Origin of the sequence: Nakamurella deserti (assembly GCF_003260015.1) — a bacterium.
GTDB lineage: Bacteria > Actinomycetota > Actinomycetes > Mycobacteriales > Nakamurellaceae > Nakamurella > Nakamurella deserti.
The window spans coordinates 12,138-27,529 of the sequence record NZ_QCXS01000001.1 but is presented as its reverse complement, the minus strand read 5'-3'; the positions used below and the strand labels follow the sequence as shown (position 1 = coordinate 27,529).

Here is a 15,392-nt window from a genome sequence, read left to right as displayed (position 1 = left end):
CTCGTTGCCGGTGTGTCGTCGGACCGTGCGGTGCGCGGGGACGGCTCGGCGCGGCGCACCGCTGCGCACTCCTGAGCCGCCGGCCGCGGCTGAGCAGTGCGGTCCGGTCCCGTCGCCGGTGTGCGGTCGGGTCGTGCGGTGCGCCGGGACGGTCGGCAGTGGCACGTGGTCGGGAACGACTGAGCCCCCGGCCGGCAGCCGGGGGCTCAGAGTGCGGTCCGGACGCGTGACCGGCGAGGGTCAGGCCGTGCGGTGCACCAGGACGGTCAGCTCGACCCGCGAACGCACACCGAGCTTGGTGAACGCGCTCTTGAGGTGCGAGTCGACGGTGTGCTTGGACAGGAACAGCTGTTCGGCGATCTGCCGGTTCGTCAGACCCTGGACGACGAGCTGGACCACCCGCTGTTCACTCCGCGGCAGCTGTCGCCAATTAGGTGCCACCGCCGGGGCGGGCGCGTCGGCCGCCGGTGTGCCGGACCGGCGCGGGCCGCGGACCGAAGCCGCCGTCCCGTCACCGCGGACCGCGGTGACCTCCGCCGGGGCCGGCCGGTCGAGGGGGATCGACGTGACCGGCCGTTCGGCCGGGGCCTGCGGGCCGCCGTCCGCTACGTCACCGGGCCGCCCCTGGCGTCCGGCGAGCGCGGCGAGCTCGAACCGTGAGGCGACGCCGAGTTTGCGCAACAACCGGGAGGTGTACCAGCGCACGGTGACCTCGCTCAACGACAGCTGCCGCGCGATGGACTTGACCGTGCCCTGACCCGCGAGGGCGACCAGGATCTCGTTCTCGCGCGGGGTGAGCGACGCGACCGCGTTCTCGTCCGGCGGTGGCGTCGCGGCCGCCGGCCGACGGAGGAACGCCACCAGCTCGGTGACGTGCTGGCGGGACAGGCCTGCCTCCCCCCGGGAGGCGCCGCGGATCGCGCGGATCAGCACCGACGGCGCGAGATCGATGCTCAGCCACCCGTCCGCGCCCGCCGCGAGGGCCGACACGAGCGCGTCCCCGGAGATCCGTTCCGGAGGTGACAGCACCATGACCGCCCGGACGATGCCGGCCCGGCGGAGTTCGCTGATCATCGCTACCGGCGACTCGCCGGTCGGCGCCACGATCACCGCGATGTCCGGGGCGCTGTCGGCTGCCGTGTCGACCGCATCGGCGACCGTGGCCGCGATGTGCGTGACGTCGAGTTCGGCTCCGTGCAGGGAGGCATGCAGGTCCGAGCGGATCGCCGGATCGGCGGCGATGATCAGCAGCCGGACGTCCGCCGGCACGGACAGGGCGGCGGGGACAGTGGCGGCCCCGTTCGCGACACCGACCACCGGCGGCAGGTTGTCGGCTGCCACGCCCCCGGGTGCCTCCTCGGACTCGTCCGTGGGGTCGATCAACGGCGGAACCAGGTTGAGCAGGATCTTGACGGGGGCCGACTCGGGGTAGGACAGCTCGATCTGTGCATGCGGCTGCACGGGTATCTCCTCGGCTGTGAGGACGGACGCGACGGGAGCAACGCTCGACCGGGAGAAGCCCCCGCGCTCCCATGGGTCGAATCAGCGTTCGTGTGAACGATAGCCGATCCGTCCTACCCATTCGTGTGTAAACGGGTCCCGATGAGCCGAACTTCCGGGTGGGTGCAGTGAAATTATTCACTGAGGGTCACACCAGGCCCACCAGCGGTGGACGGACGCAGCTGTCTGTGGTGCTGCGCGTGCCGCGCAGGATCAGTCGTCGTCGACGCGTCGTGTGCGCAGGAAGGTCGCTGCGGCCCCGGGCGGCCCAACGGGACGGCCGACACCTCAGGCCCCGTGACGTCAGCGTCGGTCGAGAACGGCGGCGGTGCCGGGATGACCGGCGAACCGGGCCCACTCCGCCGGTGTCGCCGCGAACCGCCGGTCCCGCACCGAGGGATCGGCCCCGGCGTCCAGCAGCAGCTCGACCAGCTCGGCGGCTCCATCGCCCGCGGCGTGGTGCAAGGCCGTCTCCCACTCCTCCTCGACCGGACTGTCCCCCCGTCCACGGGCGTCGACGTCGAAACCCAGATCGACGAGGAGTCGTACCGCAGCCGGACGCGACCGCGCGGTGGCCCACACGATGAGCCCCGGCCGGCGCCGGCGTGCCCGTTCCACGACATCGCCGTCGGCCCGCATCGCCTCGACCGCGGCGACGTCCCCCGCCATGACCGCGGCCACCAGGGTGTCGACGGCGTCCAGGACGGGTTCCGGCGCACCCGCCTCGCGCAGCAACCCGGCGATCTGGCCCTCACCGGTGACCAGCGCCGCCGCCAACGGCGTCCGCCCGCCCGGCAGCGGCGACCCGACGTCGACCCCGTGGGCGATGAGCAGCCGCACCCGCGCCGCCATGCCGTGATCGACCGCCCAGGCCAACTGGGCGCGCAGCAGTTGGGTGGGGCCGTCGAGGGCGGTACCGAGGCGGCGGCGCCACGGCCCACCGTCGCCGGTTCCCAGCCCGTGGGCGAACAGCAGCTCGAGGTGGTCGTCGTCGGCACCGAACATCCGGTTGTACAGCGTCTGTGCGTCGTTGGGATCGGCGCCGGCGGCGAGCAGCAACCGGGCCAGCGGCACGCCGTGCGGGTGCGCGGGCTGCCGCTCCGGGCCGCCCTCCCCGTCGCCGAAGGCGCCGGTGATCAGGGTGAACGGTGTCGGCTGCCCCGCCCAGAGGTAGCCCTCGTGCGGATCGGCCCCCGCTGACAGCAGTATCCGGGCGAGGTCGACGACGTCGTCCTCGGAGGCGTCCGTCCGGGCCCGGGCGTAGGCGAGGTGGTAGAGCGGGCTCCACCGCTGGGGCCCGCCGCGCCGGGCGGCCAGCCCGGGGTCACGGTCGAGGTGCCGCCGAACGGCAGCGACGTCGACGGCGGCCGCCGCGGCCCACACCGAGTCGTCCACAAGATCGGGACAGTCGGCGAGCAGGGCCCTGGCCTCGCGCCACCGGCCGGGGTCGTCGCGGTCGTAGCGCAGCGCCGCCAGCCGGCAGAAGCGGTCGGCCGGCGGCTCGACCTCGGGGTCCGGGACGACGTCCCAGCGCAGGTCCACGGCGAGGTCGAAATAGTGCTTGAGGGCCGGCCAGTCGGCGAAACCGTGCGCTCGGGCGATCACCTGATGCGCCACGTACAACGGCAGCGGCTCGTGCGGATCGTGCCGGGCACCGTGATCGGTCAGCAGGGCAAGCGCCGACGGGTGCCGATGCCGCACCGCTTCCTGGAGCTCCCGGGCTTCCCGGCGCGCACCCGACAGCGTGGCGTGGTCGGGCAGTGACACCGTCGACACAGGACCTCCCTCGGGCCGGAGAGGACCGCGGACGCGGGCATCCGCAGCGCACGGACCACGCTACGCGCGGGCTCCCCGAATGCGGCCGACTAGACTCGCCCCCCGTGACCGACCCCCGAACCGCCGTGGACGCCCTGCTCACGCGGCATCCGGTGGTCGTCGAGCTGGGCGAGCGGTTCCGGGCTGCCGGCCATCAGCTGTACCTGGTCGGTGGGCCGGTCCGGGACGCACTGCTGGGCCGTGACGCGAGCGACCTGGACTTCACCACCGACGCGCGTCCGGAGCAGATCCTGCGGGTGGTCGACGGTTGGGCCGAGTCGATCTGGGACATGGGCATCGCCTTCGGGACGGTGGGCGTCGGCCGGCGCGGCGCCTCGCTGGAGATCACCACGTTCCGGGCCGACGCCTACGACGGGGATTCCCGCAATCCCGCGGTCAGCTTCTCCGACACCGTCGAGGACGATCTCGTCCGGAGGGACTTCGCCGTCAACGCGATGGCCGTGTCGCTGCCCGACGGCCGGCTCATCGACCCCCACGACGGGCAGGCGCAGCTGACCGCCAAGGTGCTCGACACCCCCGCCGCACCCGAGACCTCCTTCCGGGACGACCCGCTGCGGATGATGCGGGCCGCCCGCTTCGCCGCCCAGCTCGGTTTCGAGCCCGCACCGCGGGTCCGGGCCGCGATGACCGCGATGGCCGGTGAACTGCGTCGGATCACCGCCGAGCGGGTGCAGGCGGAGCTGTCGAAGCTGCTGCTGGGGCGGTTCCCGCGCAAGGGCCTGACCCTGATGACCGACACCGGCCTGGCCGACGTCGTCCTTCCCGAGCTGCCCGCGCTGCGTCTGGAACGCGACGAGCACCACCAGCACAAGGACGTCTACGAGCACTCGCTGACCGTGCTGGAGCGGGCGATCGCCTTCGAGCCCGACGGGCCGGACCTGACGATGCGGCTGGCCGCGCTGCTGCACGACATCGGCAAGCCGGGGACGCGTCGCTTCGAGTCGGGCGGCGGGGTGAGCTTCCACCACCACGAGGTCGTCGGGGCCAAACTCGTGCGCAAGCGGATGAAGGCGCTCAAGTACGCCAGGCAGATCACCGAGGACGTCGCCAACCTGACGTTCCTGCACCTACGCTTCCACGGCTACTCCGGCGGCGTGTGGACCGACTCGGCGGTGCGGCGCTACGTCACCGACGCCGGGCCGCTGCTTCCCCGGCTCAACCTGCTCGTCCGGGCCGACTGCACGACGCGCAATCGGCGCCGCGAGATCGCCCTGCAGAAGTCCTACGACCAGCTGGAGGAGCGGATCACCGCCCTGCAGGCGGCGGAGGACCTCGCCCGGGTCCGGCCGGACATCGACGGCAACGCGATCATGGAGCTGCTGCAGGTGCCGCCGGGACGGATCGTCGGCCAGGCGTGGAAGCACCTCAAGGAACTCCGGCTGGAGCGCGGACCGATGTCGCGCGACGAGGCCGAGGCCGAGCTGTTCAAGTGGGCGCTGGAACGTGGCCTCGTCGATGTCCACGGCAACCCCGTGACGCCCGCCGCCGATACCGCTGCGGACAGCACTTCTGCGAACGCCACTCCGGCAGCCGGTACTGCTGCGGACGGCACCGCGGCGGTCGGCAGGGCGGCGCACGTCACTGCGACGACCGATGTTGCAGCGGACGGCTCTGCGAAGGCCGACACAGCGGGGGACGACTCTGCGACGACCGGCACGGCGGCGGACATGCGGTCCGCACCCGCTGCGACGCCGGACGGGTCCCCGCGGTAGCGCTGCGGGGTTTCGACGCTGGACCTGGGCCTAGGGCACGGCACCGTGGCGAACGACTTCGCGGCGGACGGGTCCCCGCCGTAGCGCTGCAGGTGTCGACGCTCGGACCTCGGCCCCGGCTGCCGGCGGCCGACACGGCAACGACCGTGACCGCGGCGGACGGTGCCGCCACGACCGACACGGCGGCGGACATCCCGTCCGCGGCCAGCAGCGACTCCAGGAGCCCCACCCCAGCGCTGAGCGTCCCGACGCTCGGTGACGGATTGCCCACTCCGGTCAGCCGGGCCGACCGCCGTCGCTGCCGATGGTCCGGAACGTCTCCGACGGCAGTTCGGGCGGGAGTTCGCCGCCGGCCGCGAGGTAGGCGTCGAGGTCGTCGACCCGCAGCGCCACCAGTTCGTGGGCGTTGGCGTTCGCATAGAGCATCAGGGTGTGCGGCCACTGCCGGGCGACCTTGCGCAGCGCCTCGAGCGCACGCTCCTCGGCGTGGTTGAAGCCGTCTCCGGACCCCTCGTCGGAGCTGGGGGCGGGGCGGGCCTTGCGCTGGAGTGCCATGGCCCCCCAGTGTGCGCCCTGCTGGTCGCGGTACACCCCGGGCAGCGGCGCCGCTGTGCGGCGGCGCCGGCGAACCGGGTGGCGCTCAGGGGCCGTTACGGGGCGGTGTCGGCCGCGCCACGGCACCGGCCGCCGACCGGGCTGCTGCGGGCGGGCCTGGGCGGCGCCGGCGGACCAGGGTGGCCCTCCGGGGCCGCGACGGGGCGGTGTCGGCCGCCCCGGCACCGGCGGTCGGCCGGTCTGCGGCGGGCCTCGTCGCCCCTCGGCGGCGCCTGCGAACCGGGGTGCGCCTGTGGGGCCGTTACGGGGCGGTGTCGGCCGCCCCGGCACCGGCGGTCGGCCGGGTGTGGGCGGCCTCGTCGCCCCTCGGCGGCGCCTGCGAACCGGGGTGGGCCTGTGGGGCCGTTACGGGGCGGTGTCGGCCGCCACGGCACCGGCGGTCGGCCGCGCCACGGCTCCGGCGGTCGGCCGCGCTGTGGGCGGGCCTCGTCGGCTGCCTCGCCGGCGCCGGCGAACCGGGGTGGGCCGGCCGTTACGGGGCGGTGTCGGCCGCCACGGCACCGGCGGTCGGCCGGGTGCGGGCGGCCTCGTCAGCCGCCTCCGCGGCGACGACGGTGGGATGGGTGGCCAGCCGCTTCATCGCGTAGCGGAAGCCGATCGCGGTGAGCAGGTACATCACGCCGAGGGCGATGATCAGGCCGGTGCCGGCCCCGCGCTCACCGAGGACGGCGGCTCCGACGACGAACGCCAGCACGTACAGCACGTTGTTGGTGGTGTCGTACAGCGCGTAGACCCGGCCGATGTGGGCGTCGTCGGAGTCGGACTGGACGAGCGCGTCCGCGCAGATCTTGGTGCTCTGGTAGGCGAACCCGAGCAGGAACGCGACCCCCATGGCGATCGCCGGCCCGATGTGGACGGCGCCGCCGAACGCGACGAGGCCGGCGCCGACCAGCACCGCGGTGACCCACGCGGTGCGTCCCCACTTGGCCACCGCCGGAGCGGTGATGAGGGCCGCCACGAAGACGCCCGCGGCGCCGAATCCGAGGACCTGGACGATGCCCGCCGCGCCGGCCCGGAAGAAGCCGTGCGGCTTGAAGTGGCTCTGGAACAGCACCAGGACGAGCAGCGTGGCCAGGCCGAAGCAGAAGCGCACCAGCATCACCATGGTGACCGCCACCGCGACCCGGGGGCGTGCCCTCATGTGCAGGAACCCGGCGGACAGACCGCCGAGGATCGCCTTCATCGTCTGGGCGGGTTCGTCGGTCTCGTCCGGTCCGAGGCTGCGGCGGCCGAACTTCATCGCCACCAGCGCGGCCGCGGCGTAGAACGGCACGACGCAGAGCGTGATCAGGGCCAGCGACATGTCGGACTTGCCGATCAGCGCACCCGCGCCGAACGCGGCGGCGCCACCGATGGCGGTGCTGACCGCACCGGCAGTGGCGGCCAGCGAGTTCGCGCCGACCAGCGAATCGGCGGCCACACAGTGCGGCATCGCCGCCGACAGGCCGGAGCCGATGAAGCGGCCGGCGCCCAGGACCAGCAGGGCGGTGCTGAACTCGAGCCACAGCGGCGCGCCCACCGCGATCTCGACGGCGACCAGCACGACGAACAGGCAGCGCAGGGCATTGGCCCAGACCAGCACCTGCCGTCGGCTCCACCGGTCCAGCAACGACCCGACGAACGGGCCGATCACCGAGTACGGCAGCAGCATCACGGCGAAGCCGGTGGCCAGCTGCATCGGGTTGGCGGCCCGCTCGGGGCTGAACAGCACAGCGCCGACGAGGGCACCCTGGAAAGCACCGTCGCCGAAGGAGTTGATGACCCTGACCAACACGAGCAGCCGCAGCCGGGCGACCCGGAGCAGTGCACGGAGCCCGTGCGCCGACGGCGGGGCAGTCGTCGGCACGGTGGTCACCCCGAAAACGGTACCTGCGGACGACAATGGGCACCGAGGCCCACCCGTGTGAACTGTGTGTGCATGCAGATCACGGAGCGTCACGTCTGGGGTGATACTGCACCTGTGGGTGTTCGCGGGGTCCTCCGCGGCGTCCGGGAGCCGCACGCAGCACCGCCATCGCAGCACCGCCACCGCACCACCGGTCACCGCAGCACCAGTCACCGCAGCACCAGTCACCGCAGCACCAGTCACCGCAGCACCAGTCACCGCAGCACCAGTCACCGCAGCACCAGTCACCGCAGCACCAGTCACCGCAGCACCAGTCACCGCAGCACCGTCACGCCGCCCACCGGTCGGCGGGCACGTCCGGAACAGCCGGAACCACCAGCACGAGAGCACGAGGAGCAACCCGGCGATGAGTACGGACGAGGACTTCGTGGCGGAGCTGCGCACCGGCGCCCTGCTCGTCGCGACCCCGGATCTGACCGGCCCGACGTTCGAGCGCACGGTCATCTACCTGGTGTCGCACAGCGACGGCGGCAGCCTGGGAGTGGTGCTCAACCGGCCCAGCGAGGTCCCGGTGCACAACGTGCTGCCCCAGTGGAACGCACTGGCGGCGCGATCGCAGGTCATCTTCGTCGGTGGGCCGATGCGCCCGGACGCCGCGATGTGCGTGGGGGTCGCCCTGTCCGGCCGGCGGCTGCGTGAGCTCTCCGGGATCGCCCCGATCCGCGGGCCGGTGTGCCTGGTCGACGTCGACGCCGAACCGGACGAACTGGCCCCGTCGCTGCGCGGGGTGCGGTTGTTCGGCGGCCATGCGGGCTGGGCGCCGGGCCAGCTCGAGAACGAGGTCGAGCGCGGCTCCTGGTTCGTGGTGCCCGGCCTGCCCGACGACATCCTGGTGCCGCCGAAGGTCGACCTCTGGTTCGAGGTGATGCGCCGCCAGCCCTTCCCGCTGAAGTGGCAGGCCTGGCACCCGGGCGACCTGACCCGCAACTGACGGTCCGCGAACGGGTACTGCACGACACGCTGGACGCCACCGGCACCCACCACCCCCGGGAGCCCGATGTCGCACCGCCCCGTGTCCGACCGCCCCGTGTCCGACCGCCTCGGGCCTGAGCGCCCCGTGTCCGACCGCCCCGGGCCCACCCCCGCGCTGCCCGATCCGGCGGTGTCCGCCGCCGGCCGTCCCCGGGAGCGCGCGGGCGCCGCGGCGGAGGTCGCCGGCACGGTGCTCGGCGCGGTGTCGTCGGTGGCGGCCCGGCTGCGCCGGACGGGCCGGCCGCTGCACCCCAGGGGCGCGTTGTTCACCGGCACCCTGAACCGCTTCGGCTCCGACCCGGCGTGGGGCGTCCCGTGGCTGGACGGGACGGGCAGCTCGCCGGTCCTGGTGCGGCTGTCGCGCAGCGCCGGGTTGCCCACCGGTCTGCCGGACGTCAACGGCGTCGCGATCCGGCTGCTGGACGGCCGGGGCGGCGACCTGCTCCTGAGCAACACCGGCGCCGGTCGGCTCGGCCGCTACCTGTTGGTGCCACACCGTCACGTCGGCGGTGTGCACACCACGATCATGCCGTTCGCCACCGCCGCCGGACCGCTGCTGCTGCGGGCCGACCTCACCGGTGCCGACGAGGGCGGCGCCCGCGCCCGGGCGGTCGACCGGGTGCGGCTGCCCCTGACGATGACGCTGTCCGCGGCCACTCCGCGCGGCCCGTGGCGGCCTTTCGCGCACCTGACCGTGACCGCGCCGGCCGGTCCCGTCCCCGACCCGCCCATCGCCTTCGATCCGCTCAGCGACACGATCCCGGGCCTCGCGGCCTACCCGTGGGCCGCGGCGCTGCGCGGCCGGTCCTACGCCGCCGCCCGGGCGGTCCGCGCGAGAACCACCGGCTGAGCCGGTCACGACACACTGTCGGTGCCGGCTGGTACCTGTGGAGGACGTGACGATCCCCGCCCAGCGCCTCCTCGACGTCCGCCGACTCTGGGCCGAGCCGGCCGCGCTGGACACCGACCGCGGCCGTCAGGTGCGGTCCCGGTTCCCCGACGCCGAGATCATCGAGGTCGACTCGCACTGGGCGATCCCGGAGCTGCACGGCAACGAGGGCAACCTGCAGCGCTGGGTGCGGGTCAAGACCGAGGATCTCGTCGTCGGCACGAAGAAGAGCATCGCCACCCGGGTCAACGGCCGGTCCGCGGACTTCATCGCCCCGTCGACCTCCAACGGCTGCGCGATGGCCTGCGTGTACTGCTACGTCCCGCGGCGGAAGGGCTTCGCCAATCCGATCACCGTGTTCACCAACATCGAGCAGATCACCGCCCACCTGCGGCGGCACGTCGCCAAGCAGGGGGTGAAGCCCGAACCGAACCAGTGCGACCCGACGGCCTGGGTGTACGACCTGGGCGAGAACAGCGACTGTTCGGTGGACGCGCTGGTCAGCGACAACGTGACCGATCTGATCGACACCTTCCGCGCGCTGCCGACGGCGAAGGCGTCGTTCGCCACCAAGTACGTCAACCGGGACCTGCTGGCCGCCGACCCACAGGGCCGGACCCGGATCCGGTTCTCGCTGATGCCGCACGCCGACGCCCGGCAGCTGGACGTGCGCACCACGCCCATCGCCGAACGGATCGCCGCCATCGACGACTTCGTCGAGGCCGGGTACGAGGTGCACCTGAACTTCTCGCCGGTGGTGCTGCGCGGCGGCTGGATCGAGGACTGGACGGAGCTGCTGCGCAAGCTGGACGACGAGCTGTCCCCGGCGTTCAAGGCGCAGGCCGCGTGCGAGGTCATCTTCCTGACCCACAACGAGGGCCTGCACGAGGTCAACCTCGGCTGGCACCCCCGCGCCGAGGACGTCCTGTGGCGCCCGGACCTCCAGGAGGCCAAGGTGTCGCAGAACGGTCAGCGCAACGTCCGCTACGACCGGAACAACAAGGCCCGCGGGGTCCGGGCGCTCACCGCGCTCATCGCCGAGCACACGCCGTGGCTGCCCGTCCGCTACGCGTTCTGAGGCCCGGCAGCCGCCCCTCCGCGCCGGTCCGGGACTTCAGACCCCCGGAACGATCCAGTCGCTGCGCCCGAAACCACCCTGGATGCTGTCGTAGTCCACGGTCGGACGCCCCAGCAGGTACCCCTGGGCGGCGTCCACCCCGAGATCGCGCAGCACCTCGAGATCGGCGAGCTGCTCCACGCCCTCACCGATCACGGTCGCCCCGATGTCGTCGGCGAGGCTGACGAAACCGCGGATGACGCTGCGCCGCGCCCGGTCGGTGGCCGCCCCGTGCACCAGCGACCGGTCGATCTTGATGATGTCGGGCTCCAGTTGCACGATGTGGAACAGCGAGGCGTACCCGGCGCCGGCGTCGTCGATGGCCAGCCGGATGCCCTGCCGGCGCAGCGCGCTCAGCGAGCCCCGCAGGTCGTCGTACTCCTCGACCGCCTGATGCTCGGTGAGCTCGAAGATCAACCGGGCCGGGTCGATCCGCGCGAACCGCCCCACCAGCCGGGCCGCCGACCGGAAGGTCCGTGGCGACAGGTTGATCGAGAGGAACTCGTCGTGTTCGAGCAGGCCGGCCAGCGCCAGCGCCCGGGTGGCGGCCAGCTCCTCCAGCTCGGTGCCGAGCCCGACGGAGGCGGCCGCCGGGAACAGCGTGGCCGGTGATCCGACGCTGTCGGGGAAGCGGGAGAGGGCCTCGACGCCGATGCGGCGGCCGTCGCGCAGGTCGACGACGGGCTGCAGCGCGACGGCGAGCTGCGAGTTGGTGAGGACCCGCTCGATGAGCCGCCGCGTCTCGTTCCACTCGTACTCACGGTCCAGCTCGGTGGTCAGCAGATCGGCCAGCACCTCGAGGAAGTGCACGTCACGGGCGGTCAGCTCGGGATGGGCCTCGTGGCTCGCGCAGCAGAAACTGCCGAACACCGTCCCGTCGGACAGCCGCAGCGGCACCCCGATGTAGGACCCGATGCGGGCGCGGGCGGTGACGGGCAGGTCGCTGACCCGGGCGTCGGTGCGGGTGTCGGGGATGAGGCGGGGGAGCTGACCGGAGGCCATCTGGGCGCAGTAGGTGACGCCCAGCGGCAGCCCCGGTCCCGGGTCGACCCCGAACGACGCCGGATCGCCGGCGACCCCGTGGAAGTACTGCCAGTCGCCGACGAACTGGGAGACGTAGGCGACGTCCATGCCCAGATGCCGGTGGGTCAGTTCGACGACGCGCTGGATGATGGCCGGGGCGCCACCGCGTGGGGTCTCGTCCGGACGGAACAGCGCACCGGTGGACGGCGCGTCGGGCATGGCGATGGTCACCCTCCGATCCGGGGGATCGACGGGTCGGTCGCCGACTGGTTCGCCGGTCAGGATCGGTCCCGTGTGACACAGAGCTACTGACTACATGCGAAAAGTAGCACTGATCGGTGACGAGGTCACCCGTCATCCGTCGGCACCCGTGGAGCGGGCGGGGCAGGTCAGCTGGTAGCGGTCTCCGCCGGCGCGGTCCGGGTCAGTCCCGAGCACCCGCCGCCGCCACACGCGCACCCGCCGCAGCCGCCGCCCCCACCGGGCTTGCGGGCCGGTCGCGGCACGGTGCGGGCCGCCCGGTCGCCCAGCTGCGCCGCCTTGACCAGCAGCACCACGGTGCCCGCCAGGGCCACCACGAAGACCACGATGCCGGTCGGCATTCCGAGAGGAGCGACCGCCAGCACCACTCCGCAGACGCCGGCGATGACCGCGGCGCCGGCCACGATGGGCCAGGCCACCCGGTTGGCCAGCGTGAACGCGTCCGCGCTGACCAGTGCGGCCTCACTGCGGACGCCGAGGCGGCCCCCCCGGTCGAGCGTGCCGGCGCGACCGCGGATCGCGGTGACAGCGGCGGTGGCGGCGACGACGAGCAGGACGAGGGCGAGCGGCAGTGCGACCAGCCAGTGCGACAGAGGCATGACCAGAATCGTACGGCTCGCGCGACGGTAGAGTCGTCGAGGATCGTGACACGGGAGAACTGAAGCTGATGAGTGACAACGGAACCACTGCGCCCCCCACCACCGGGACGCCGCCGTTCCGCTACACCGCAGCGCTGGCCAACGCGATCGAGTCGCGCTGGCAGGATCGCTGGGACGCCGAGCGCACCTTCGAGACGCCCAACCCGTCCGGCCCGCTGGCCGCCCCGGACGGCGTGGTTCCGCCCGAGAAGATGTACATCCTCGACATGTTCCCGTACCCCTCCGGAGCGGGCCTGCACGTCGGGCACCCGCTGGGCTACATCGGCACCGACGTGCTCGGCCGCTACTCGCGGATGAACGGCCGGAACGTGCTGCACACCCTGGGTTACGACGCCTTCGGGCTGCCGGCCGAGCAGTACGCCGTCCGCACCGGCACGCACCCGCGGACGACGACCGAGCAGAACGTGCAGCGCTACCGCGAGCAGCTGCGCAAGCTGGGCTTCGCACACGACCAGCGGCGCTCGGTGGCCACCACCGACGTGGAGTTCTACCGCTGGACGCAGTGGATCTTCACCCGCCTGTTCAACGCCTGGTACGACACCGATGCGCAACGCGCCCGGCCGATCGAGGAGTTGGTCGCCGAGTTCGCGTCCGGTGCGCGTCCGGTGCCCGGCGGTGCCCTCTGGTCCGAGCTGGGCTGGGCCGAGCAGCAGCGGGTGCTGGCCGACCGCCGGCTGGCCTACATCTCGCAGGCGCCGGTGAACTGGTGCCCGGGCCTGGGCACGGTGCTGAGCAACGAGGAGGTCACCGCCGACGGCCGCTCCGAGATCGGCAACTTCCCGGTGTTCCGCCGCAACCTGCGCCAGTGGATGATGCGCATCACCAGCTACGCGGACCGCCTGGTCTCCGACCTGGACCGGCTGGACTGGCCGGAGTCGGTCAAGGCCATGCAGCGCAACTGGATCGGCCGCAGCGTCGGCGCACAGGTCGGCTTCGACGTCGTCTCCGGCGAGGCGGAAGCCTCCATCGAGGTCTACACCACCCGCCCCGACACCCTGTTCGGCGCCACCTACATGGTGCTGGCGCCGGAACATCCGCTGGTCCCGTCGATCACCACGATGGACTGGCCGGACGGGGTCGACCCCCGGTGGACCGGCGGGGCGGACACCCCCACCGAGGCGATCGAGGTCTACCGTGCCGCCGCCGCCCGCAAGTCCGACCTGGACCGCCAGGAGAGCAAGGACAAGACCGGTGTGTTCACCGGCGCCTTCGCCCGCAACCCGGTCAACGGTGCCCGTATCCCCGTCTTCATCGCCGACTACGTGCTGATGGGCTACGGCACCGGCGCCATCATGGCCGTCCCCGGCCAGGACACCCGCGACTGGGACTTCGCGACCGCCTTCGGACTGCCGATCGTGCGCACCGTGCAGCCGACCGAGGGCCATCCGGACGATGCGCCCTTCACCGGCGACGGGCCGGCGATCAACAGCGCCAACGACGCGATCGACCTGAACGGGATGGGCGTCGCCGAGGCGAAGGCGGCGATGATCGCCCACCTGACCGAGGCCGGCACCGGCCGCGCCCAGGTGCAGTACAAGCTCCGCGACTGGCTGTTCTCGCGGCAGCGCTACTGGGGTGAGCCGTTCCCGGTCGTCTACTCGACCGAGCCCGGCCAGGAGGACGTGGCCATCGCGCTGCCCGACACGATGCTGCCGGTCGAGCTGCCGGAGGTGATCGACTACGCGCCCACGTCCTTCGACCCGATGGACGCCGACTCCTCCCCGGAGCCGCCGCTGGGCCGGGCCACCGAGTGGGCCACCGTCACGCTCGACCTGGGTGACGGCCCGCGGCGCTACCGCCGCGAGCTGAACGTGATGCCGCAGTGGGCCGGCTCCTGCTGGTACGAGCTGCGCTACCTGGACCCGACCAACACCGAGCGCTTCGTCGACGCCGACGTCGAGAAGTACTGGATGGGCAAGGACCCGGACCGGCCCGGCGACACCGGTGGCGTCGACCTGTACGTGGGCGGTGTCGAGCACGCCGTGCTGCACCTGCTGTACGCGCGGTTCTGGCACAAGGTGCTGTTCGACCTGGGTGAGGTCAGCAGCGAGGAGCCGTTCCGCCGGCTGTTCAACCAGGGCTACATCCAGGCGTACGCCTACACCGACGACCGCGGCTTCTACGTCCCCGCCGAGCACGTCGTCGGGGTCGAGGACCACTTCGAGTACGAGGGCAACCCGGTCCGGCGTGAGTACGGGAAGATGGGCAAGTCGCTCAACAACGTCGTGACCCCCGACGAGATGTGCGAGCGCTACGGCGCCGACACCTTCCGGATGTACGAGATGGGGATGGGGCCGCTGGACCTGTCCCGGCCGTGGCAGACCGCCGACGCCGTCGGCTCGCAGCGCTACCTGCAGCGGCTGTGGCGCACCGTCGTCGACGAGGAGACCGGCGCACTGGTCGTCTCCGAGGACGCGCCCGACGCCGAGACCCTGACGCTGCTGCACCGCACCATCGACGGTGTCCGCACCGACTACGCGGCCATGCAGTACAACACCGCGATCGCCAAGCTGATCGTGTTGAACAACCACCTCACCAAGTCCGGGGTGCCGGTGCCGCGGGCGGTGGCCGAGGCCAGCGTGCTGATGACGGCGCCGCTGGCGCCGCACATCGCCGAGGAGCTGTGGGAGCGCCTGGGGCACCGCGGTTCGCTGGCGTACGGCCCGTTCCCGGAGGCCGACCCGGCTCTCCTGGTGGACTCCAGCGTCGAGTACCCGATCCAGATCAAGGGCAAGGTCCGCGGCCGCATCACCGTCGCCGCCGATCTGACGCCCGCCGACATCGAGGCGGCGGCGCTGGCCGACCCGAAGATCGTCGAGGCGCTGGCCGGGGTCACGCCGAAGAAGATCGTCGTCGTGCCGGGCCGGATGGTGTCGATCGTCGTCTGAGGCCCGAGGCCCGT

Annotated in this window: 10 protein-coding genes and 1 pseudogene; 5 read left to right on the top strand and 6 right to left on the bottom strand. The window is 72.7% G+C overall.

Annotation, left to right across the window (positions count from 1 at the left end; all coding sequences use genetic code 11):
• Nucleotides 1-240: 240 nt before the first annotated feature.
• Together DB033_RS00115 and DB033_RS00110 are read right to left on the bottom strand one after the other, a co-directional pair.
• Nucleotides 241-1,461 (bottom strand): response regulator transcription factor, encoded by a 1,221-nt coding sequence (locus tag DB033_RS00115; RefSeq protein ID WP_111764910.1) that lies wholly within the window; start codon nucleotides 1,459-1,461, stop codon nucleotides 241-243.
• A gap of 342 nt (nucleotides 1,462-1,803) precedes the next feature.
• Nucleotides 1,804-3,276: an ankyrin repeat domain-containing protein gene (locus DB033_RS00110; RefSeq protein WP_111764909.1), complete on the bottom strand. Its 1,473-nt coding sequence runs from the start codon at nucleotides 3,274-3,276 to the stop codon at nucleotides 1,804-1,806.
• A gap of 104 nt (nucleotides 3,277-3,380) precedes the next feature.
• Between DB033_RS00110 and DB033_RS00105 the strand changes: the two are divergent.
• Nucleotides 3,381-4,787 (top strand): annotated as a pseudogene (locus DB033_RS00105) (CCA tRNA nucleotidyltransferase); the annotation flags it as partial.
• Between the two features lie 537 nt (nucleotides 4,788-5,324).
• Here the strand turns inward: DB033_RS00105 and DB033_RS00100 are convergent.
• The gene (locus tag DB033_RS00100; RefSeq protein WP_111764907.1) at nucleotides 5,325-5,603 is read right to left on the bottom strand and encodes a hypothetical protein; all 279 of its coding nucleotides are present in this window, start codon (nucleotides 5,601-5,603) and stop codon (nucleotides 5,325-5,327) included.
• 532 nt (nucleotides 5,604-6,135) lie between these two features.
• Nucleotides 6,136-7,518, bottom strand: coding sequence for an MFS transporter (locus tag DB033_RS00095; RefSeq protein ID WP_111764906.1), 1,383 nt, complete (start codon nucleotides 7,516-7,518; stop codon nucleotides 6,136-6,138).
• Between the two features lie 397 nt (nucleotides 7,519-7,915).
• Here DB033_RS00095 and DB033_RS00085 point away from each other — a divergent pair, with 397 nt between their 5' ends.
• The 3 genes from DB033_RS00085 (at nucleotide 7,916) to DB033_RS00075 (ending at nucleotide 10,508) form a co-directional block, all read left to right on the top strand.
• On the top strand, nucleotides 7,916-8,500 hold the full coding sequence (locus tag DB033_RS00085; protein ID WP_111764905.1) for a YqgE/AlgH family protein: 585 nt from the start codon (nucleotides 7,916-7,918) through the stop codon (nucleotides 8,498-8,500).
• Between the two features lie 126 nt (nucleotides 8,501-8,626).
• Complete coding sequence (locus tag DB033_RS00080) at nucleotides 8,627-9,391, top strand: phosphodiesterase (protein ID WP_157970417.1); 765 nt, start codon at nucleotides 8,627-8,629, stop codon at nucleotides 9,389-9,391.
• 46 nt (nucleotides 9,392-9,437) lie between these two features.
• Nucleotides 9,438-10,508, top strand: coding sequence for a spore photoproduct lyase family protein (locus tag DB033_RS00075; RefSeq protein ID WP_205843573.1), 1,071 nt, complete (start codon nucleotides 9,438-9,440; stop codon nucleotides 10,506-10,508).
• Nucleotides 10,509-10,544: 36 nt separating this feature from the next.
• On the opposite strand, the gene DB033_RS00070 is transcribed toward DB033_RS00075, so the two are convergent.
• Both DB033_RS00070 and DB033_RS00065 read right to left on the bottom strand, forming a co-directional pair.
• Nucleotides 10,545-11,801: a sensor domain-containing phosphodiesterase gene (locus DB033_RS00070; RefSeq protein ID WP_111764902.1), complete on the bottom strand. Its 1,257-nt coding sequence runs from the start codon at nucleotides 11,799-11,801 to the stop codon at nucleotides 10,545-10,547.
• A 158-nt stretch (nucleotides 11,802-11,959) separates the two neighbouring features.
• The gene (locus DB033_RS00065) at nucleotides 11,960-12,430 is read right to left on the bottom strand and encodes an SdpI family protein (protein ID WP_111764901.1); all 471 of its coding nucleotides are present in this window, start codon (nucleotides 12,428-12,430) and stop codon (nucleotides 11,960-11,962) included.
• Nucleotides 12,431-12,498: 68 nt separating this feature from the next.
• On the opposite strand from DB033_RS00065, the gene leuS reads away from it, so the two are divergent.
• Nucleotides 12,499-15,378 carry a leucine--tRNA ligase gene (leuS, locus tag DB033_RS00060; protein WP_111764900.1) on the top strand — a complete coding sequence of 960 codons (2,880 nt, stop codon included), beginning with the start codon at nucleotides 12,499-12,501 and terminating at the stop codon, nucleotides 15,376-15,378.
• The last annotated feature ends 14 nt before the right edge of the window (nucleotides 15,379-15,392 follow it).